Annotated in this window: 21 protein-coding genes; 18 read left to right on the plus strand and 3 right to left on the minus strand. The window is 51.8% G+C overall.

Going from position 1 to position 21,130, the window contains the following annotated elements; all coding sequences use genetic code 11:
* Nucleotides 1-27: 27 nt before the first annotated feature.
* Together PG1C_RS04330 and PG1C_RS04335 are read right to left on the minus strand one after the other, a co-directional pair.
* A complete protein-coding gene (locus tag PG1C_RS04330) occupies nt 28-576 on the minus strand; it encodes a cytochrome b (RefSeq protein WP_202636174.1) in 549 nt (182 codons plus the stop codon).
* Nucleotides 573-1,025 (minus strand): MarR family winged helix-turn-helix transcriptional regulator, encoded by a 453-nt coding sequence (locus PG1C_RS04335; RefSeq protein WP_284431793.1) that lies wholly within the window; start codon nt 1,023-1,025, stop codon nt 573-575. The genes PG1C_RS04330 and PG1C_RS04335 overlap by 4 nt, the downstream gene beginning before the upstream one ends.
* A gap of 276 nt (nt 1,026-1,301) precedes the next feature.
* Here PG1C_RS04335 and PG1C_RS04340 point away from each other — a divergent pair, with 276 nt between their 5' ends.
* Nucleotides 1,302-2,471 carry an IS4 family transposase gene (locus PG1C_RS04340; RefSeq protein WP_202634501.1) on the plus strand — a complete coding sequence of 390 codons (1,170 nt, stop codon included), beginning with the start codon at nt 1,302-1,304 and terminating at the stop codon, nt 2,469-2,471.
* A gap of 7 nt (nt 2,472-2,478) precedes the next feature.
* On the opposite strand, the gene PG1C_RS04345 is transcribed toward PG1C_RS04340, so the two are convergent.
* The gene (locus PG1C_RS04345; RefSeq protein ID WP_202636176.1) at nt 2,479-3,411 is read right to left on the minus strand and encodes a LysR family transcriptional regulator; all 933 of its coding nucleotides are present in this window, start codon (nt 3,409-3,411) and stop codon (nt 2,479-2,481) included.
* Nucleotides 3,412-3,554: 143 nt separating this feature from the next.
* Here PG1C_RS04345 and PG1C_RS04350 point away from each other — a divergent pair, with 143 nt between their 5' ends.
* The 17 genes from PG1C_RS04350 to PG1C_RS04430 all read left to right on the plus strand — a co-directional run bounded on the left by PG1C_RS04350 (nt 3,555) and on the right by PG1C_RS04430 (nt 21,126).
* Entirely contained in the window at nt 3,555-3,878 is a 324-nt protein-coding gene (locus PG1C_RS04350; RefSeq protein WP_202636177.1) for a non-heme iron oxygenase ferredoxin subunit, read from the plus strand.
* Between the two features lie 103 nt (nt 3,879-3,981).
* Nucleotides 3,982-5,199 carry an LLM class flavin-dependent oxidoreductase gene (locus PG1C_RS04355; protein ID WP_202636178.1) on the plus strand — a complete coding sequence of 406 codons (1,218 nt, stop codon included), beginning with the start codon at nt 3,982-3,984 and terminating at the stop codon, nt 5,197-5,199.
* Between the two features lie 111 nt (nt 5,200-5,310).
* On the plus strand, nt 5,311-6,135 hold the full coding sequence (locus tag PG1C_RS04360) for an alpha/beta fold hydrolase (RefSeq protein ID WP_202636179.1): 825 nt from the start codon (nt 5,311-5,313) through the stop codon (nt 6,133-6,135).
* An 11-nt stretch (nt 6,136-6,146) separates the two neighbouring features.
* A complete protein-coding gene (locus tag PG1C_RS04365) occupies nt 6,147-7,157 on the plus strand; it encodes a 2Fe-2S iron-sulfur cluster-binding protein (protein WP_202636180.1) in 1,011 nt (336 codons plus the stop codon).
* Between the two features lie 21 nt (nt 7,158-7,178).
* On the plus strand, nt 7,179-8,183 hold the full coding sequence (locus tag PG1C_RS04370) for a dihydrodipicolinate synthase family protein (protein WP_202636181.1): 1,005 nt from the start codon (nt 7,179-7,181) through the stop codon (nt 8,181-8,183).
* A gap of 28 nt (nt 8,184-8,211) precedes the next feature.
* Nucleotides 8,212-8,811, plus strand: a complete 600-nt coding sequence (locus PG1C_RS04375; RefSeq protein WP_202636182.1) for a 2-hydroxychromene-2-carboxylate isomerase — start codon at nt 8,212-8,214, stop codon at nt 8,809-8,811.
* Between the two features lie 63 nt (nt 8,812-8,874).
* Complete coding sequence (locus tag PG1C_RS04380) at nt 8,875-10,209, plus strand: aromatic ring-hydroxylating oxygenase subunit alpha (protein WP_202636183.1); 1,335 nt, start codon at nt 8,875-8,877, stop codon at nt 10,207-10,209.
* 45 nt (nt 10,210-10,254) lie between these two features.
* Entirely contained in the window at nt 10,255-10,779 is a 525-nt protein-coding gene (locus tag PG1C_RS04385; protein ID WP_202636184.1) for an aromatic-ring-hydroxylating dioxygenase subunit beta, read from the plus strand.
* 247 nt (nt 10,780-11,026) lie between these two features.
* The gene (locus PG1C_RS04390; RefSeq protein ID WP_202636185.1) at nt 11,027-13,087 is read left to right on the plus strand and encodes a DUF1302 family protein; all 2,061 of its coding nucleotides are present in this window, start codon (nt 11,027-11,029) and stop codon (nt 13,085-13,087) included.
* A gap of 49 nt (nt 13,088-13,136) precedes the next feature.
* The gene (locus tag PG1C_RS04395) at nt 13,137-14,420 is read left to right on the plus strand and encodes a DUF1329 domain-containing protein (protein WP_202636186.1); all 1,284 of its coding nucleotides are present in this window, start codon (nt 13,137-13,139) and stop codon (nt 14,418-14,420) included.
* Between the two features lie 75 nt (nt 14,421-14,495).
* Nucleotides 14,496-15,311 carry a 3-(cis-5,6-dihydroxycyclohexa-1,3-dien-1-yl)propanoate dehydrogenase gene (gene hcaB, locus PG1C_RS04400; RefSeq protein ID WP_202636187.1) on the plus strand — a complete coding sequence of 272 codons (816 nt, stop codon included), beginning with the start codon at nt 14,496-14,498 and terminating at the stop codon, nt 15,309-15,311.
* A gap of 26 nt (nt 15,312-15,337) precedes the next feature.
* The gene (locus PG1C_RS04405) at nt 15,338-15,841 is read left to right on the plus strand and encodes a flavin reductase family protein (protein WP_202636188.1); all 504 of its coding nucleotides are present in this window, start codon (nt 15,338-15,340) and stop codon (nt 15,839-15,841) included.
* Nucleotides 15,842-15,937: 96 nt separating this feature from the next.
* Nucleotides 15,938-16,888 (plus strand): catechol 2,3-dioxygenase, encoded by a 951-nt coding sequence (locus PG1C_RS04410; RefSeq protein ID WP_202636189.1) that lies wholly within the window; start codon nt 15,938-15,940, stop codon nt 16,886-16,888.
* Nucleotides 16,889-17,205: 317 nt separating this feature from the next.
* Nucleotides 17,206-18,540, plus strand: coding sequence for an aromatic ring-hydroxylating oxygenase subunit alpha (locus tag PG1C_RS04415; RefSeq protein ID WP_202636190.1), 1,335 nt, complete (start codon nt 17,206-17,208; stop codon nt 18,538-18,540).
* Nucleotides 18,533-19,069: an aromatic-ring-hydroxylating dioxygenase subunit beta gene (locus PG1C_RS04420; RefSeq protein ID WP_202636191.1), complete on the plus strand. Its 537-nt coding sequence runs from the start codon at nt 18,533-18,535 to the stop codon at nt 19,067-19,069. The genes PG1C_RS04415 and PG1C_RS04420 overlap by 8 nt, the downstream gene beginning before the upstream one ends.
* A gap of 39 nt (nt 19,070-19,108) precedes the next feature.
* Entirely contained in the window at nt 19,109-20,869 is a 1,761-nt protein-coding gene (locus tag PG1C_RS04425) for an FAD-dependent oxidoreductase (RefSeq protein ID WP_202636192.1), read from the plus strand.
* Nucleotides 20,866-21,126 (plus strand): 4Fe-4S dicluster domain-containing protein, encoded by a 261-nt coding sequence (locus PG1C_RS04430; protein WP_202636193.1) that lies wholly within the window; start codon nt 20,866-20,868, stop codon nt 21,124-21,126. The genes PG1C_RS04425 and PG1C_RS04430 overlap by 4 nt, the downstream gene beginning before the upstream one ends.
* Nucleotides 21,127-21,130 lie beyond the last annotated feature (4 nt).

Raw genomic sequence — 21,130 nt, forward strand, 5'->3', positions numbered from 1 at the left:
TGGTTCTCCTGAGTGGGGGGGAATAGATTATTTAGGATGCGTTGACAGTATGCGCAAGAGAATCCCGTCGCGATCAATAAAGTGATGTTTCAGCGCGGCCAAAATATGCAAAGAGACTAAGCCCAACAGCGTGAAATTCAATACTTCATGCACTTCCTGAAGTAAATCTCCTAACGCTTTGTCTTTGGCAACCAGGTCAGGTAGCGGAAAAATGCCGAACCAGACTGTTTGAAATCCCTTGGCAGAGCTCATGAGCCAGCCAGAAAGAGGAATGAGTAACAGGAGCAGGTACAGGGAATGATGCATGGCATGCGTGGCGATCTGCTGCCAACGAGGCAAAGAGGCTGGTAGCGCCGGTGGACGGTGCGAGGTACGCCACAGCACGCGCAAAGTGGCGAGCACCAGCACGGTGATGCCGATCCATTTATGGTAGCTGTACAGCCGAAGTTTAATGGGTGATAAGGGTAGCTCGTGCATGTATACGCCGAGGGGAAAGGCGGCAAAAATCAGCAGCGCCATAAGCCAGTGGAAGGCAATGGCTGTTCCCGTGTAGGTTGTTGAACTGGTCTGTCTCATAGGTTCCCTTCCTTATTTTTTTGAAGTTCAAACGCATGGCGTAAATTGCCCAGGACTTCTTCGACATGGCTGATTTCTTTCGCTTGGAGATGCGCGAAAGCTTGACCCATGTACGCCAAGTGTTCAGGAAATACCTTCTCAAATAGCTTTTGCCCTTTTTTCGTCAGCGTGATGATCTGACTACGGCCATCGAGGGTACTGGGTGTTCGTTTAACCAGGCCCTTGAGCTGCAGACGATCAACTACACCAGTCAGTGTGCCTTTGGTTATCCAGGTTTGCTCTACTAATTCTTTCGGTGTCATGCCTTGACCATTGCCCAATGTGACAAGGATGTCAAACTGGGAAATTGTCAGCCCCTGCTGGTGGATGTGGGAACTGGCATACCCCTCGAAGGCCTGATAGCAGCGGACGAGCTCCCTCAGTGTGGAGCGGAAAGTTGTCTGTGGCATACACAAATGATGACGCGAGAAATTAGTTCTAACAGGAACTAATATAGCAAGAGGCCCGGCTCAAGTCAATAAAAACTGCTAATTTGCAAGGTGCAGCCTAGTCAGTTTTTGAAGTGTTACTCAGTAAATAGATCCACTAGTGTCCGGTTAAATTGAGACGTACCGACGGCAACGCCAACAATGATAAGGGTTTCAAGCGATTCATGGGTGTCCACGATTTGAATTTCATCTTGCGCATTTGCGATCATTCCGGGTTTGGAGAGCTTGGGGTGACGTATGAACGTGGGCAAGACGCTGTTTGCGCAAGTCATGGAGTATGTGCCGTGGAAGACCTTCGGGCGCATCATCGACCGTCATGGCGGCGATGCGGGTGTGCGCACTTTGGGTTGCGCCGACCTGTTTCGCGTGATGGCATTCTCGCAATTGACGTGGCGCGAGTCTTTGCGCGACATCGAGGTCTGCCTGGCATCCAATCAATCCAAGCTGTTTCACATGGGTTTGAGCAGCATACCCGCACGATCGACTCTCTCGGATGCGCTGAATCAGCGGGACTGGCACATTTATCACGCGCTTGCGATGCGCTTGATCGTGCGAGCCAGGAACCTCTACGCCGCAGAACCAACGGGACTGGAACTCGATGCGACGGTCTACGCGCTGGACTCGACCACCATCGACTTGTGTTTGAGCCTGTTCGATTGGGCTCCGTTTCGCAGCACCAAGGCGGCGGTGAAGATGCACACGCTGCTGGACTTGCGCGGGGCGATCCCGGCCTTCATCCACATCAGCGATGGCAAGATGGGCGATGTCAAAGTGCTCGACATCTTGCCCATCGAAGCGGGTGCGTTTTACGTGATGGATCGGGGTTACGTGGACTTCGACCGGCTCTTCAAGATACATCAGGCCGGCGCGTTCTTTGTGACCCGCGCCAAACGCGGCATGGATGCCCATCGGGTTTACTCGACCAAGACCGACCGAAGCACCGGTGTGATCTGCGATCAGGCGATTCGGCTCAACGGGTTTTACGTGTCCAAGGACTACCCAGAGCATTTGCGGCGCATCCGATTCAAAGACCCCGATTCGGGCAAAACGTTGGTGTTTCTGACCAACAACACAACGTTGCCGCCGTTGACCATTGCCGCGCTGTACAAGAGCCGCTGGCAGGTAGAGCTGTTCTTCAAATGGATCAAGCAACACCTGCGCATCAAGCGCTTTCTGGGAACCAGCGAGAACGCGGTGAAGACGCAAATCTGGTGCGCCGTTTCCACCTACGTGCTGATCGCTATCGTCAAGAAAGAGCTCCATCTCAATGCCTCGCTCTACACTTTGTTACAGATATTGTCGGTCTCGATTTTCGAGAAAACCCATATTTCATGCGCCTTGCAGCCAGACACTACTGGAGTCATTGCGCCATTACCCAATAACCAAATGATTCTATTTGATTTTTAACCGGACACTAGTGAAATAGATCGAACAATAAGTTGCGCAGCCATTGGCTTGCCGGGTCACGGTGTGATCGGGCATGCCATAGCAGATTGATGTCTGTTGGGGGGAGGGTAATCGGGTGGGGCACGTAGACCAACCCAAATGGTCCACAAAGAATTTCTGCCAATTTGTTTGGTATCGTCGCGACAAGGTTGGTGTCCCGCAGTAAATAACCAGTGCTTAGAAAATGCGATACGCGCAGCCTTATTTTCCGCTGCGGGGCTTGACCTGCCATGATCTTGTCGAGCAACTCGTAGTCGCTACCTTCGGTGACAATAGTTAAGTGATCAGCCTCCTGAAATTCATTTATCCCGAAAGTGCTGCCTGCCATGGGGTGTCCACGTCGGAAAGCGCAAACATAATGTTGCAGAAAAAGTCGACGTTGAAAAAATCCAGCCTGCAGGTGTGGCAAATGGCCGAGGGCAAAGTCAACTTCACCGGATTCCAAAGCAAGCTTCAGTGAATCCCCGGCGCCGGCACGGGTTGTCTGCAGCGTAACCCCGGGCGCTTCTTTAGCGAGTCGATCCATCAACCTCGGCATCAAATAACTTTCACCAATATCGAAGGCTGAGATCACAAATTTTCGTGAGCTTTTGGCCGGGTTAAAGCTCGTCAGGTGGCTGAGTGTTTCTTGAATAGTCGCTAATGCTTGTGCCAACGGCGCGGCTAATTCTTCTGCACAGAGCGTGGGGGCCATCCCTGCGGATGTGCGGACAAAAAGCTCGTCACCCGTCAGTTGTCGTAAGCGTTTAAGGGTGTTGCTCATCGCGGGTTGCGAGAGTCCTAGATTATCCGCTGCTCGCGAGACATTCCTGTCGATATACAGGCGGTGGAAGGCTACCAAAAGGTTAAGGTCGATCGAACGAAGTTTCATATTCTTTAGGGCGGCGCCGCTGGCTGCCATGTATTTGTTATGTGAATGGAAACTATTATATAGACAAGTTTTTTGGATGCCTTTAATATTGTATGCTTCGTTCCCAGTCTGTTTGAGCGTGGCTTGATCGGTCGGGGGTGTCAATGTTTAATTAAACCATCAGGAATTGATGTATGAATACTCGTGTAAAAGTTTGCAAGCTTGGAGATATTGCCCCAGGTGAAATGAAGCCTGTTGATGTGGCTGGCTTAAAGCCCATTGCCCTCTTTAATCTTGATGGAACGCACTATGCGACCAGTAATATCTGTACGCACAATATTGCTATGTTGACCGATGGTTATTTTGAAGGTGAAGTAGTCGAGTGTCCGCTGCATGGAGGAAGTTTCGATATAAAGACGGGTGAGCCACTGTCTTTCCCTTGCGAAATTGCGCTACAAACCTACCCTGTTATTGTTGAAGGCGATGAGATTTATATCGAGGCGGAAGTGGAAGCGTAATCTGTTGCTGTTGTTGTGTTTTTAGTGTTTTTTTAATCACGTTATAAAAAAAAGCAAAAAAAAGCGTGATTTTTTGTTTTTGACCCATTTCTGGAGATTATTTATGAAGGTACTCGCATTTGAGCAGCTGGCTTACCGCCATTTCGCGTCGGATTACGCAAGCAAGTACGATTCGGTAACCACCATGCCGTATCATGCGCTGGTCGATCGTAAGTTGATGCATCAGGATCACATGCACTTTCTGGATGAAATGATGCATGCCGCGCGTTCTGGTTTTGATGGTTTGGCGACAACCGAGCACGAGCAGGCGAGCTATGACATTTTGCCAAACCCGAACCTGCAAATGTCAGCGCTGGCCTATGCCACGCAAAGTGAAGGACTGGATGTGGGTCTTGCTTGCGTCGGGCGCTCATTGGCGAAGTCACGAGAACCTCTCAGGATTGCCGCTGAATATGCCGTTCTGGATCAAATCAGTGCGGGGCGTCTGGTTGCAGGCTTTCCGATTGGCCTGAGTTACGACGTTAATCGTAACAACGGCATCCCGCCGATTGAGACGCGCGCGCGCTTCTATGAAAATCTCGAATTGATCAAAAAAGCATGGCGTTCTGAAGAGGTTTTCGCGTGGAATGGTAAATACAATAAATATGCAGAAGTGAACGTGTGGCCACGACCGTTCCAGGATAAGCCCCCGGTATGGGCGCCAGCGATTGGTAACCCCGTCACGCTGGCCGGTATTATTGATAATGACGATGCTTTTCTGTATCTCAGCTGGTTTGGCCCCAAGCTTACCGGCAAGCGGGTTTTTGATCGCTATTGGGATATGGCCGAAGAGCGCGGGAAAGATCGTAACCCCTATCGCCTGTCGTTTGTCCAGGCGGTATTTGTGGGTGAAACAGATGCAGAAGCTCACCGTGAATATGGTCCGTATATTGAGCAAGGCTACCGTACAGGTCTTGGCGCTATCCCCATGCAATCACTGGGGCTGCCGGGTTATGTTGATATCAAGGGGCTGGAATTCATTATCAAAGACCCGGGTGACTTTGGCATTGTTCCGAAGATGCGCACGATCGACTACAAAGAGCTGGTCGACAATCAATGCGCGATTGTTGGCGGGCCAGAAACTGTCGCCCAGCAGCTGATTGAAATGGTCAAAAATTTCCGTATCGGTCACCTGGTCATCATGGTTCATATCGGTCCCATGCCGCATGAGTTGGTTATGAAGAATATCGACATGATCAGCAAGCATATTCTGCCCAAATTAAAGGGAATCTGGGAGGATGAAAATTGGGAAAATCGCTGGTGGCCGAGTGGTGCACGCTAATCATAAATAGGGGTTTTACGTAACCTTTCCTACCTTTATCGATTGGTTTAACTCAGTCCCGATGTGCTGACTATACGAAGTTCAGCGCACACACAAGATCAGGAGAATTTAATGTCTACACAAGTAGTTATCAAAGGCCCGGAGCGTACAGAAGTCGTCAAGGCCTGGAATGATCAGATAGATGTTCGTGTCAAAATTGCGGGTAGCGGTCCGGCATTGGTTTATCTTCACCCTGCCGCTGGTTTGTACTGGGATCAGTTTCTCGACAGGCTGGCTGAAACCCACACGGTCTATGCACCCGAAATGCCGGGGACAACCTTTGGCGACCCGTATGCCATTCACAAGGTGGATACCTTTCTTGATCTCGTGCTTATTTACGAGGAAGTTCTGCGCAAGTTAGGCCTCAAGCGTCCCGTAGCCATCGGCCAGTCTTTTGGCGGCATGTTGATGTGTGATCTGGCAGCGCATTTTCAGGATATTTTCAGCAAGATCATCCCGCTCGACCCCGCTGGTTTGTGGCGCGATGACATTCCGGTGCTGACCAATCAATTGTATCTTGATCAGCCGCAGAACCTGCCGAGTTATCTTTTTCTCGACCCCTCCATTCCCGCCGCGCAGGCCATGTTCACCCCGCCTGCTGATCCTGAAATGATGGTCAAGCATATAGCGCACACCGTATGGTCGCTGGGCTGCGTTGCCAAATTCATCTGGCCTTTCCCCGATCAAGGGTTGGCCAAGCGGATTCACCGGATTAATGTGCCTACGCTCATTATCTGGGGCAGGCAGGATAAACTCATCCCCGTGGCTTACGCTGAGGAGTTTCAAAAGCGTATTGCGAATTCTCGCGTTGAGATCATCGATCAATCAGGCCATATTCCGCAAATGGAGCAGTTGGATAAAACACTGGCCTTGGTCAAGGCATTTATTGCTCGCTAGAGTCCTGATTTATGGAAACTGGTTTTTCGATCAAGGTTGATGGTACAGGTGAAGAATTCTCTGTTGTTAACGACACCCTTCTTGGCGCAGCCTTGCGCCAAGGCATGGGCTTCCCTTACGAATGCAACTCGGGCGGGTGTGGTAGTTGCATGTTTGAAGTGGTTTCCGGCGATGTTAAAGAGCTATGGCCTGAAGCGCCAGGGCTTTCGGCGCGGGCTCGTGAGCGAGGTCGGCGATTGGCCTGTCAGTGTGAGCCGACCAGTGACTGCGTCATCAAGGTACGGCTAAAAAGTGACTATGTGCCATTGCATCGTCCGGCACGAGTGGCAGCCACTTTGGTTGAAGCACGTAAACTCACGCACGATTTAACTGAGTTTTGCTTCCAGGCGCCCGAACCGGCAGCTTTCCTGCCAGGGCAGTTTGCCTTGTTGCATCTGCCGGGCGTTGAGGGTGCGAGAGCTTATTCCATGTCCAATTTGCCCATAGATGGCGGCACCTGGAATTTCATTATCCGACACGTACCCAAGGGTAGGGGTACCGGTGTGCTGTTTACTCAGCTTAAAACAGGCGATCAAATCGAAATTGATGGCCCGTATGGCTTGGCTTATCTTCGTCCCGAAAGTCCGCGTGATATTGTTTGTATTGGTGGCGGCTCTGGCCTTTCGCCTATGGTCTCGATCGTGCGTGCCGCTGTGCGCGATCCTCGTTTGGCGAATCGAAAAATCACCTTTTTCTATGGCGCGCGCACCCCTAATGACCTGTGCATCGAAGCGCTTCTTGCGCGTGATCCGCTCATGGCCGAACGTGCAACCATCATTCCCGCGATATCCACACCTACTGAGGGCTGGCAAGGCGATCAAGGCTTCATTCATGAAGTCATGCAGCAAAAACTGATTCAAGGCTTTGAAAATTACGAGTTTTACTGTTGTGGCCCGCCGCCAATGACAGACGCAATTCAGCGGTTATTGCTGCTGGACAAGCGGGTACCAGCGCAGCAATTGCATTTCGACCGTTTTTATTAAAATTCTTAAGGAGATTTACAAATGAGTAACACCTCTCGCGTGTTGTCTGTTAACGACATTAATGGTGCTTGGGCCATTATGCCCACACCCGCCAAGCCTGGTGCCGATGATTGGCGCATGACGGATACCGTTGATCTGGATGAAGTGGCACGCGTTGCTGAAGAGCTGGTAAAGTCAGGTGTCAATGGCATTCTTTCGTTAGGTACGTTTGGTGAAGGTGCTTCACTCACATGGGAAGAAAAACGTAAAGTCATTGGCACGATGGTCGAGACCGTGCGTGGGCGTGTGCCTTACTTCTGCGGCACCACCACCACTAACACGCGCGACACGATTCAGCAAACCAAAGAAGCCTACGATATCGGTGCGGATGGCACCATGCTGGGCTTGCCTATGTGGCAGATTTGCGATACCAAAAGTGCCGTACGCTTCTACCATGATGTCGCAGAAGCTGTGCCGGATATGTCGATCGCGGTTTATGCCAATCCCGAAGCCTTTAAATTTGATTTTCCACGGCCTTTCTGGGCGCAGGTCGCCGATATCCCGCAGGTGGTTACCTGCAAATATATCGGCGTTGCTACCCTTTATCTCGACCTGATGTTAACCAAAGGGAAAATCCGCTTCCTGCCGATCGATATGGACTATGTTCCAGCGGCAAGAATTGATCCGGAAAATATTACCGCCTTCTGGACGAGTGGCACAAACTGTGGCCCGCTGCCTGCGTTGCACCTGCGTGATGAAGTGATCAAAGCGAAACAAACCGGTGACTGGACGAAAGCCACCGAGTTGCAAAATGCCATCCTCCATACCGCCCAAACGCTAATGCCGAATGGCTCATTCAAGGAATTCTCGACCTACAACGTCCAACTCGAAAAAGCGCGTTTCAACGCCGGCGGGTGGATGAACGCCGGTCCCGCGCGACCGCCGTATCGCTTTGATAGCGTACCGGAATCCTATCTTGAAGGTGCGCGCATCTCTGGCCAGCGCTGGGCTGAGTTGCACAAGAAACTGAGCCAGCAAGGCAACTGATTGCGGACGCTGAGGAGACACCATTCCAATGAAAAAACATCTCGACTTCTACTTCGATTTCCTGAGCCCGTTCGCCTATTTGGCAGAAACGCAGATCGGTGCCATCGCCGATCGTTTCGGACTCGAGCTGTGTTACAAACCGATTGACCTCCAGGCCGCCAAGCTTGCCGCCGGTAACAACGGCCCCTCCAATCGCCAGGTCCCCCCCAAATTGCGCTATCTGACGACCGATATGGAACGCTGGGCCCAGCGTTACAACGTACCGCTTAAATTTCCGCCCACTTATGCTTCCGAGCGGGCCAATCGCGGCACTTTCTATGCAATCGACCGTGGCCAGCAACGCGACTACGTCCATCGCCTGTATTTGGCTGTCTGGGGGCAGGGCGAGGATATGTCTGACGAGGCTGTTTTACGCAAGATCGCCGTCAGTCTCGGCTGGTCGGGTGATGAGTTTCTCGCCTATACGCAAGGTGAGGATTCCGCCCGCCGTTATAACGAAATCAACAAAGAGGCCCACGCCCGCGGTGTCTTCGGCGTGCCTGCCATGTTCGTCGGCAACGAGATGTGGTGGGGTAACGACCGTCTGCAATTCCTGACAGAGTATCTCGAATCGTACGTGTCCCGCTGACGGCTGCTGTTCCCAACAGCAAAGCATATTCTTTCCCAAGACGAAGAAGAGAGGAGCCCTATCATGTTAAATATTGAAAGTCTGGTCGATGTTCGTAATGGCACGCAAGCCAAACGAATTTTCTGGGATGAAGAAATTTATCAGCTTGAACTCGAGCGAATTTTTGATCGTTGCTGGCTATTTCTCACCCACGACAGCCTGATTCCTAATCCGGGTGATTTCACTACGGCCATCATGGGTGAAGACGAAGTCATCGTCGTTCGCCAAATGAATGGCGGCGTCAAGGCATTCCTCAATGTATGCGCTCACCGTGGCACGCGGGTTTGCTCAGCTGAAGCCGGCAATACCCGCGCATTTACCTGTACTTACCACGGCTGGGCCTACGGTCTGGATGGCTCGTTGCAGGCAGTACCCTTCGAAAACGAATTTTATAAAGGGGTACTCGACAAATCGACTCACGGCTTGACCGAAATTCGTGCCGAAAATTATATGGGCTTTTGGTATGGGAACTTTGACCAGCAAGCGCCTAGCCTGTACGACTACCTTGGCGAATTCCGCTTCTATCTTGATGTCTGGATGGATTCAACGGGTGGCGCTGAACTCGTCGGTCCTCCATCGCGTAGTTTGCTGAAATGCAACTGGAAAACACCGGCAGAAAATTTTGTCGGTGATGCCTACCACGTCGGCTGGACCCATGCCGCCTCGTTAAGTGTGCTCGGAGGTGAGCTCTCCGCCATGTCTGGCAACAAAATGGTGCCGCCTGCCGGTGCTGGCGTTCAGATTACCACCCGTTTTGGCCACGGCCTCGGTATTCTTACCGATGCTGGTCCCGCCTTGCTCGGTGGTAAAGCGGGCGATATGGCACGCAAATGGTACGGTGAAAACCGCAAAAAAGTAGCAGAAAAAATGGGCAAGACGCGTGGCGGGTATTACGGCAGCCACTTCAATTCGACCGTATTCCCTAATAACTCCTATCTGTGGGGCACCAATACCTTCAAGGTATGGGCGCCACGCGGCCCGCATCACATTGAAGTATTTACCTGGGGTATTGTTGAAAAGAACATGCCCGATGAGTTGAAAGAAGCCATTCTGGACATGGCAACCCGCACCTTTGGCACGGCCGGCATGCTCGAGGGGGACGATGCCGACAACATGGAATCCATGACCCATCTCAACCGTGGGCGACAGATACGTAAAGGTCGGCTTAATGCGCAAATGGGTCTGGGGGACGATAAGGTGGATCAAGAAAGTGGCGCAATCATCGGCCCTTCATCGGTGGGCGAAACATCCTATCGGGGGTACTACCGCGCCTATCGCGAATACCTGATGGCAAAAGACTGGGATGAATTGCTCAACAAAGATCCGGATGCGTGGAAGCGTGAGTTTTTAGGCCGGTAATAATTTTTATCAATCACTCAGCGCCAAAAAAAAGAAGGAGTTCGCATGGACGCATTAAAATCCGTAACGCATGATATTTACCATGAAATCGAGCAGACAATTTATCGCGAAGCGCGGTTGATTTGCGAAGAGAACCTGCGTGAATGGATTGACACCCTGATTGATAAAGACATTCTGTATCAAGCTGTCAATCGGCAGTTACGTTTTCGCAAGGACAATCGCTACACCGGCAAAGACAGCACCTATAGCCTGAACGAAAACTACTATTATCTTGAAATGCGCGTGAGACAAAGCGAATCCCCCATGCAATGGACGGCTGACCCGCGTGAAATTGTGCGGCACTTCATCAACAACATGGAAGTCTATGAAGGTGAAAAGCCAGGCGAATATCGCGTGTTTACCAACTGCCTGGTAGTGCGCAACCGCCGCATCTATGAAGAAATGACCTACAGCTACTCACGTAAAGACATCTGGCGTCGTGATGGCAACGGCCAGCTGCGATTGCTGCATCGGTTGTGCGACATTGATGAGCGTTTTGTCACCGGTAAAAATCTCAACTTCATGTTGTAATTTGGCAACATGGTCAAAAAAATTGATTTAGTGACTTTTTTGATGTATTTTGCGCAACGTGACGGCTTATCTGTTATGGCAATGTAAAAAGTAAGTAGAAAAAAGCGGGAGATGAGGTGTTTTGTTAGGCTGTTTTCGTTGGACTTCAATTCATGGCAGTCAACAAAACAAAGTAAGCACAGTAAGTTTCAACCAAGCTCGCACGCTGTTAAGTGCGACTAATTTTTAACCTCAGGAGGGGAAGTTAATGACTCAGAAACGACACGAAAAGTCGGCGCTGGTGACCCGGTGGCTGCGTGCCAGCCTCGTTCCATTGCTGTTGACCAGTTTCGGTATCCCGGCAGTGCATGCCGATGAATTGCCAACGCTGAATGATAGCGAAACCAAAATCTATTACGAAAACGACACGCGCATGCGCGGCAAGGATGCCACCGGCAATCGCGTCGGGCTATCCAAATTTCGTAATACCCTGAAGGTTGAACACAAGCGCGAACTCGGTGATGGCTGGTCTTTCAAAGGCATCTTCCGCGGAACGTACGATGGCGTGTATGACCTGAATGACGAAGAGTATGGCAAGAATGCCGGTGGCGCTATCAACATGGCTGAGTCGTCTGGCGTCAGTAATTTCTTTGGGGTACCCGGCGCAACAGCAACCACAGCGCCTTATGGCGGTTCAGCGATTGCTATCCCGGCAAACGCGCCAGGCGGTTCTTTTGGCTTGCCTCCATTCTACCTTGGGTTTACAGGTCAGCAGGACTCAACGCCTGCCAGCAACCCCAATCAGGGTCTACAACATGTAGGGCAGCGCTGGAATACAGCCTATCAGGATGCGAATGGTTTTGGTCAGCTTGATTTGGCCGTTCCCGTCCGCCCCTGCGATGTCGATCGCCGTGGTTGTGCTGACTTTGGCGGTTATGGTGCGCTCACCAGCAACCAACTCAAGGCGCCAGAATTTAACGGTCGTCTCGATTTCATCCGCGAGTTCTATGCCCAGAAGACATGGGATCTGGATAGCGGCAAACAGTTCAACGTGAAAGTCGGTAAGCAGCAGGTGGTCTGGGGTCGTAGTGACTTGTTCCGCGTGCTGGACGTGATCAATCCGATGGATTATTCGCGCAACAGCATCTATGACGAGTTTGAGGATATCCGCATCCCGATGTGGATTCTGCAAACCAATTACCGTATGGGTGCCAGCGACTCGCTTTCCGAGCGTAATTTGCAAGTGGTGTGGAATTTTGACCAGTTCCGTCCGAACAATCTCGGTCAGTGCGGTACGTCAAACGTCGCGCTTGATGCCGGTTGCTTCTTCCGCGCGATCAAAAGCCTGTGGGATTATGGTGGCACAATTGGTAACCTGGCACCGGCGGCAGCACTTGGTTTATTCCCTGGCCCAAGCGCCAGCCCCATTGGTGGTGTGGCTGTCACCCTGCCGAATCACTTTGCCGGTCTTCGTAACGTAGACCTGCCTGACTGGAAGTTTAAAAATACCCAGATCGGTACGCGTTTTGAAGGCGTGAGCAAGGATGGCACGATCGCTTTCTCGCTCAATGCGTTGGCCGGTCGTTCGCAAATGCCCAGCCTGCACGCTATCCGGCCTGCTGCGCTGGCGTTTGATATGGTGTATCCACGCATCAGCGTGCTCGGCGGCTCAATGGATTTCAATATTGAAGCACTGAATACTACGGTTCGTCTGGAAGGTGCACTCAGTCACGGCGAAGAATTTGTCGATACACTTGAAAGTGGTATGTATTCCAGGCACAAGGTATGGCGCAGCGTGATTGGTCTGGATCGTGCGAGCCAGATCGATTGGATCAACCCTGAGCGTACCACCTTGGTATCTGCGCAATTCTTCTGGCAGCATATCAATGGCTTCCAGGAAACAAGCGTTCCGTCGGCCGTTGGTGGCAGTCCTGTGAAAGAAGGTACAGTCGGCGTGAAGGATAATCATCTCTTCACTTTGGTGATCAGCGCGCAGTACATGCAAGATCGCTTGAACCCGAAATTTATCTTTGCGCGGGATATTGAAGCGCGTGCCAATGTCATCGAGCCGAATGTCACCTTCCTCTACAGCGATAAGCTGAAGTTCAAGGTGGGTGCCAACTACAAATGGCAGACAGGCAACATGGATCGCTATGTCATGGCAGATGGCCGTGGTACCACGGGAACCCTGGCACCCAATGGCACGCCTCTTCCGTACGTGGATAGTGGCATAGGTGGGCTGGAAGCGCTCGGCCGCTTTAAAGCTGGCTCGATCGGTACAGCACATAAAGAAGATGAAATCTTCTTCAACATGCAATACCAGTTCTGATTTTTTCTAATCAAATAAAGGAACCATGATGAAACAGTTGAAAAAACACATGGCACCACTCATTACCAGTCTGGTGATGGGTGTTGTGGGTAGCGCATTTGCTGCCACGGATGCAGAAATTGACGCATTCTTCCACCCCTACGCCAAGGGTTTCCCGACGGCCCCCGGGGTTAAAGAAGGGGTGGTCATTGATAAAACCAACGCCGATCAGTTCAAGGATGTGCTGGCGCCCCAGGTTTACAATCAGATCAAAGCGGGGAATACCAGCATTCGTGTAGGCAAGAATTATTCTGATCCTGCACCTGCTGCCTATATCGCTGCCTCGAAAAAAACAGCAGCACAAGCCAAGGTGGCTTTTGGTCAGGGCAAGATCGAAGGCTATGCTGGTGGCATGCCCTTCCCGTATGAGCCATCAGCAAGTGACCCGAATGCAGCCGAAAAACTGGTGTGGAACAATCGCTATGGCCTCGAAGTGCCGGATGACATCAACGTTGACCCCTTCGTATGGGAATATCGCGATGGCAATACCGGAAAAATCAACCGTACGGTGACTTTTGGTCCAGGCGCATTATCGAACACCCAGTTCCGTACCATCAATGCGCCGGTTAATTTGCCAGGATCGGACGAGTTTTACAACTACATCAACCTTGTTGTGAAATCGCCACAGGATTTGAAGGATACGGCCGTATTGTTCAAACGTCGTGCGGATAGCTCACGGGATGATGATGGCCAGCTCTATCTGGGCTTTCAGCGTCGTGCGCGCCGTCTATCCACAGCAGCCACGACAGACCCATTTTTGGGTTCCAACGTCATGATTGAGGAATTCCGTGGCTTTAATGGCAAAGTCAGTGACTTCACCTGGAAGTATCTGGGTACCAAGAATATTCTGGTGCCTTACTACTCGCACAACGATGCCAAACTGCGGGATGACTACAAAACCGCTGACTGGCGTTATCCCGCATGGGGTGGCAAGGGTAGTTGTTGGGTAGAAGCGCCATGGAGTCTGCGTAAAGTCTATGTTGTGGATATGGTACCTAAGCGTGCAGATCACCCCGTTGGCCATCGTACATTGTATTTTGAGGCCGAATCCTTCTTCGGTGCCTTGAGCGAAGTGTATGACCGCAAAGGCGAGTTCTGGAAGCTCTGGATGTTGGGTGTTGGCCATTCTTCTGGTCAGTTGCCGGCAGCTGCGAAAAAAGGTCGCTGGACATGGGATTCCGCTTCAGCCATCGATGTTCAGGCAAACCAGTGCACCACGCTGAACTTCCGCGTGTCGCTTGATCCGATTCCAGTTAGCGTCTATACGATTGAATATATTCGTTCGCGTCAATAATCGGTTGGTTTAAACTACCCAGGCCGCTTGCATCATTGCAGGTTGCCTGGGTTTTTTTATTTCAAGGAGAAGAGCATGGGTTGGTTAGAAAATGATGTGGCATTAATCAGCGGTGGTGGTTCCGGCTTGGGCCGCGCACTGGTTGAACGATTTATTCAAGAGGGTGCCCGCGTGGGCGTGATTGAGCGTGACGCGGCTAAAGTGCAAAAACTTGCTCAGGATTTTGGCGATAAGGTGTGCGTGACGCAGGGGGACATCACCCAGTATGCCGATAACGACAAGGCGGTCAAAGCCACTGTGACCAAGTTTGGCAAATTGGATACGTTTATTGCCAATGCCGGCATTTTTGATTTTTTCATGAAGCTCGCGCATACCGATGCCGACAAAATCGGCCCGGCGTTTGACGAGCTCATGGCGGTAAACGTCAAAGGGGGCATTCTGGGCGTGAAGGCTGCCGTGCCGGAATTGCTCAAAACACGAGGTAATATCATCTTTACCATCTCTAACGCCGGCTTTTATCCTGATGGTGGCGGCGTTATTTACACCGCATCCAAACACGCCTTGGTGGGTGTAGTCAAACAACTCGCCTATGAATTAGCCCCCAAAGTGCGCGTGAATGGCGTAGCGCCGGGTGGCATGAAAACCGAGCTGGGTGGCTTGAAGGCAACAGGCACGGAAGGCACCAAACTGAATCAGCTGGATAATCTTGAAGACATGGTGAAACATATCACCCCGCTGCACGTTATGCCGTCGCCTGCGGATTATTGCGGGCCTTATGTGCTGCTGGCGTCGCGCGCGAATTCGTCGGCAACAACGGGTGCCTTTATCAATACGGATGGTGGTATCGGCATGCGCGGGTTTATGACGACTGCCGGTGGCGATGATCTATAATCCATTAACGATAAAAGATATAAAGCATGGATACCAAGCAATTTCGTAATGCGCTGGGCAGCTTTGCGACGGGCGTTACCATCATTACGACACGTGATGAGCAGGGTGGCGCGATTGGCGTAACCGCGAATAGTTTTAATTCACTCTCGCTTGACCCGCCGCTGGTGCTGTGGAGTATTGGAGTCAAAGCCTTCAGTTACCCGGCGTTTGCCAAAGCCAAACATTTTGCGGTGCATGTTTTGGCGGCAGATCAGCAAGCGTTGTCAGATCGTTTTGCACGGCCTTCGACTGAAAAGTTCGATGGTGTTGCATTTGAACACGGGCTGGGCGAGGTGCCCTTGTTCCCGGGTTGCGCAGCAGTGTTCGAGTGTTCAACCGAGCGTTGTGTTGAAGGGGGCGACCATGTCATAATGATCGGGCGTGTAGAGCGCTTTACCGTAAATGAGACGGCATTACCGCTGATGTTTTACCGGGGGCGTTATGTTATCCCCGAAGCGGGCGGCATTTTCTCACCACCTGCCAAGGTATAAACGGTATAGTTAGTTCACCATATGAAATTGACGGCTTTACCAGATGTTTGCCTGAATGTGTTTTTATCAATCTAATAACGGAATAAGGAGAGTCTCATGGGAGTTACCCGAATTGGTCACGTTTCTTTACGCGTGATGGACATTGCTGCCTCTGTTAACCACTACACCAAGGTGGTTGGCATGGATGTTACCCATCGTGACAGCGATGGCACCACGTACCTTAAATGCTGGGATGAATGGGACAAGTATTCCGTCGTGCTCAGACCCTCTGACCGTGCGCAGCTTGATCATATTGCTTATAAAGTAGAGAACGATGCAGACCTTGATGTTCTGGGTAAGCGGGTGGCGGATGCAGGTGTTGCAGTGAGTAAGCATGCAGCGGGCGAGCTGACATTTTGCGGCCGTTCGATCAGCTTTATGCTGCCTAGCGGTCAGCGGATGTATCTTTTTGCTCAGAAGGATTTTCTGGGTAAGGATGTCGGCGTGATGAATCCTGATCCCTGGCCCGACTCAAGGCATGGCATTGGCGTACATTGGCTGGATCACTGCCTGATTCTGGGCGAATTGAATCCTGAAAAAGGCATCAACCATGTGGCTGATTGTCATGATTTCCTGAAGGGTGCGCTGGATTTTCGTCTGACCGAGCAAGCCATGGTTGGGCCAGGCCATAAAGTGATGGCAGCCGCCTTTATGACGCGCACCGTTAAGCCGCATGACATTGCCATTGTTGGCGCGCCGACTGATGGCTTCCATCATTTGTCTTTTTTCCTGGATGGCTGGCATGACATCCTGCATGCGGGTGACGTGCTGTCCAAGAACCGCGTCAAGATTGAACTCCTGCCTTCCCGTCATGGCATTACACGGGGTGAAACTATTTACTTCTTTGATCCCAGTGGTATCCGTAATGAAACCTTTGGCGGCCTGGGTTACGCGGCTCACCCGGATATGCCAGTTATCACCTGGGTAGAAGAAGAAATGGCACGAGGTATTTTTTACACTGCACGTGAGTGGGTGGATTCCTTCTCCAGCGCTTATACGGCGGTGTAAGTTTCCGTATTGCCAGCGCCGACTTTTCGTCAGGTGCAGGCTGACGCGCATTGCGCAGTACCAAGCAGCAACCTTATGGTTGCTGCTTTTTTTTTGCACTTCACTCATGGGAAGAAGCGTTGTCGGAAACTATAAATGAGTGACCACATATTTACTCTACAGAATTCATTACGTGAATGATGATTATCCCAATAAAGGCATTGCGTCAGGCTGTGGAGCGAGGATAATAGCGCCATGAAAATAGCTTAAGTAGGTGGAAGGCCGGGCCATTTTAATCTTGCTTTGCTGCAATGCATACATGAGGAGTAATTACACATATGACTTCGCTGAAGCCAACCATTCCCCCGTTAGTGAAGAACGAGGGCGGGCAGGTTAGCCGCCAAATCTTTACTGACCCAGCACTGTACCGTGTCGAACTGGATCAGGTGTTTGGCCGTGCCTGGCTGTTTCTGGCGCACGATACCCAATTACCGAAGCCCGGGGATTTTCTCAACACGTTTATGGGTGAAGACCCTATTCTGGTGATCCGCCAGAATGATGGTTCGATCAAGGCGTTTCTGAATGCCTGTACGCATCGCGGCCCCTTGCTTTGTCAGGCCGAAGAAGGGCGGGCGAAAACCTTTCAATGCACTTACCATGGCTGGGTGTTTGGCATCGATGGCAGTTTGATTGACGTGCGGCCGGAAGGTGAGGCTTCCTACGGTGCGCGCAAGGCTGAGTTTGGTCTGAAGTCAATCCGGATCGAATCCTACAAAGGCTTGTGGTTTGGTAATTTTGATGACGAGACAGCCTCTCTGAAGGATTTTCTGGGTGACTTTACTTGGTACCTGGACACCATTTTTGATCCGCTACCCACCGGGGTTGAGTTTGTCGGCGGCACCATGCGCCAGCGCCTGAAATGCAACTGGAAGCTTGCGGCAGAAAATATCGTCGCTGATACTTATCATGTGTTTGCTGCCCATGCCGTGGCGGCCGGAGTGAATATGAGTCGGGCAACGATGCGCTTGCCCGTGGGTATTGAGCCGGGCGGGCCGCCGGGCATCTCGGCGACGGTGTCGGGGCATGGCTGGAATGCGCATAGCGATGGCTATGGCTCGTATGCCCTGTTCCGTGACCCAAAACAGTGGATGGCTTATGTGGATCGTCAGCGTCCTCGCTACATTGAGCGACTGGGGGCGGAACGGGCGCAGTTCATTGGTTCCTCGATCGACGGCGGGATGTTCCCGAATTTTCTTTTCGTGCCGGGCTTCACTTACCGTCAGATTCATCCCAAAGGTCCGGATGAATGTGAAATTTGGATGTGGACGGTGGTCGACAAAGAATTGCCCGATGAGCTAAAGCAGGAAATGGTGCGCTTTAACGCGCGGATGCTGGGCACTTCCGGCATGTTCGAAATGGATGATTGCGCGAACATGGAACGGATCACGACGACCTTGCATGGCACCCTGGGGCGTCACCAGTATTCGGATTACACCATGGGGCAAGGGCTTGAAGCGCGCCATGAAATCTATCCTGGCCTGGTGGAAAAGCGTATTTCCGACAACGGCTTTCGTGGCTACTACCGTCGCTGGGCCGAATACATGCAGGCGAATTCGGCGAAGGACATTCCGCCCACCGAAAATTTGCGTCACAAGGAGCGCTCCCATGGCTGATCAGGCACTGAAGATGGCAACGCCGGAAACACATTTAGCCTTTCACTATCTCCTGGCAAAAGAAGCCCGGATGCTGGATGAATATTGTTATACCGAATGGATGGAACTGATCGCCCCGGAGATTCATTATTCAATTCCGGCGCGGCGCAGCCACCACATACGCGATCATCGGGAAAAGGATTTCCGCAAATTTGATACGGATCATTATGACGATGACCATGAGTCGCTGCTGTTGCGCACCATGCGCCTCGCGAATCCGGCGGGTGTGTCGAGCAACGACCCGCGACCACGGGAAATTCGGGTGATATCGAATATCGAAGTGTTTGCCCAGGAGAGGCCGGAGACTTACCGCGTGAATTCAGTCATCCAGCTGGTACGTAACCGCTTGCTCGATGATGATTCCGGTATCGCTGGACGGCGTGAAGATCTATGGCGCGGCAGCGTTGCGGCGGGGTTCCTGTTGGTGCGCCGTACGGTGTGGATTTCACAAAACACGATTTTGATGCCCAATATGGCCAGCATTCTCTAATTACAGGGACACTTATTTAATTACAGGGACACTTATTTTATGGAACGTTTGAATTTTGATTGTGATGTGTTGGTGGTGGGCGGGGGTATTGGCGGGGCGCGGGCAGCGTTGCGCGCTAAAGAACTCGGGTCCAAGGTCATTCTGGTAGAAAAAGCGGTGATCGCACGCGCCGGCCCGATGACCTACGTCCATAGCCAATTTGCCCCCTACAAGCGGGTTGAAGGGGAAGAGATGACGGACTGGATCAACGAGTTCGCCGTGGGTGCGAATTATCTCGCCGATCAGGATTGGGTTGCCCAGTATGTGCGGGAGAGTTATGACCGGGTACAGGAGCAGATTGACTGGGGTGTGCCTTATTCACGGCAGCCGGATGGCGCGCTGAAATACGTCAAGGTACGCGGCCACAAGTTAGGCACCACACTCGGGGTTGATGGCCGGGTGTGCATGGAAATTCTGCGCAAGCGGCTGAAGGCTGCAGGCGTTACGATCATTGAAAAAGTGGCAGTGGTTGATTTGCTCACCAGCGATGGCAAGCGTCCCACGCAGGGGAGCATTTCCGGCGCGATCGGGGTGGAGGTGCGCACTGGCCAGGTGCATGTGTTCCGTGCCAAGAATGTCATTCTCAATGTAGGCCCGTTTTACCCGAAGATTCATTACGCATTTGCCGACCATTGCACTGGCGAAGGACATGCTGCTGCCTGGCGCGTGGGGGCTGATTTTGCCGGCATGGAGTTTGCGCAGTTCGCCGCCTGGAGTTACTTCAACAAGCAGTTTTTCACCCCGGGTCAGGCAAAAATTCAGGGCGTGGGCGCACATTTTATCAACAAGGCGGGTGAGCGCTTTATGTCAAAATATGACCCGATCTGGGCTGAACAGTCGGGCTTGTTCCAGATTGCGCGAGCCATCATCACTGAAAACATTGAAGGCCGCGGGCCTTGCTATCTCGATCTGCGTCATGTCCCGCAAGAAGATATCGACTTGCTTTACGAAGTCAGCCCGACGGTGAAGCGGGCGTTCAATGAGTTTGGCATTGACCCCCGCAAGGATATTCTTGAGCTGGGGCCTTTTGTGGTAATCGGTACGATGAGCGGCAGCGGCCCGCATATCGACTTGAATGGCGCGACCAATATCCCTGGCCTGTATGGCGCTGGCTATGGCACGTCCTGCCCGCATCTGATGTCGGGTATCAGTGGCAGTGGCATATCCAGCTGGTCTGCTGTCGCCGGTTATCGCGCAGGGGAACATGCGGCACAGCGAACAAAGTCAGTTGATCTTTCCCCGTTGCATGATGCCCAGATAAAAGAAACGCTGGACTGGTATTTTGCGCCCATGCGCAAAGTCAGACCAATGCGACCATCCGAGGTCTGGATGGAAATTGGCAAAGTGTCGTCTGACCCGGGTTTTGCGCTTTTCAAGACTGAGAAACGTATCCAGGAGGCGATCAAGCAGTTTGAATCGATTCGAGAGCATATTCTGCCGAAACTCTACGCGCCGGATTTTCACGAACTCGAAAAAGCCAGCGAAGTGCGTAACTATTTAGATATGGCCATTCTGACCTGCAAGGCCATGCTACAGCGAACAGAAAGCCGGGGAGAGTTGTTCCGTGTGGATTACCCTTACATGGATAACGATAATTGGCTTAAGTGGTTGCTTGCGCGACGTGGCGCGGACGAGAAGGGTGAGCCAGAGTTTCGCACCGTCGAACTGGATTACAGCCGCTGGCCTGTCCAGCCCCCCCGCGGCAAGACGCCCAGCCCATATACCGTACCTGAACGATTTGCTGTAGGGAGTGTGCAATGATTGAACATATTGATCTCGTGGCCTGTGATGGTTGCAATGTCTGTATCGATAGTTGTCCGACCGATGTGTTGCGCATGGTCGAAGTGGCAGCGCCCTGGGAAGAAAAAGGCTGGAAGGCTGTGGTGATGTATCCCAATGAATGTCACTCGTGCCGCCTGTGTGCGATTGACTGTCATGTGGATGCGATTCGCGTGACTCATGAGCTGCATATTCCGCCGCCGTTTATTAACTTTACCGAATTGACCGATAAGAAATAAAGGG

The organism is Rugosibacter aromaticivorans (assembly GCF_000934545.1).
Classification (GTDB): domain Bacteria; phylum Pseudomonadota; class Gammaproteobacteria; order Burkholderiales; family Rhodocyclaceae; genus Rugosibacter; species Rugosibacter aromaticivorans.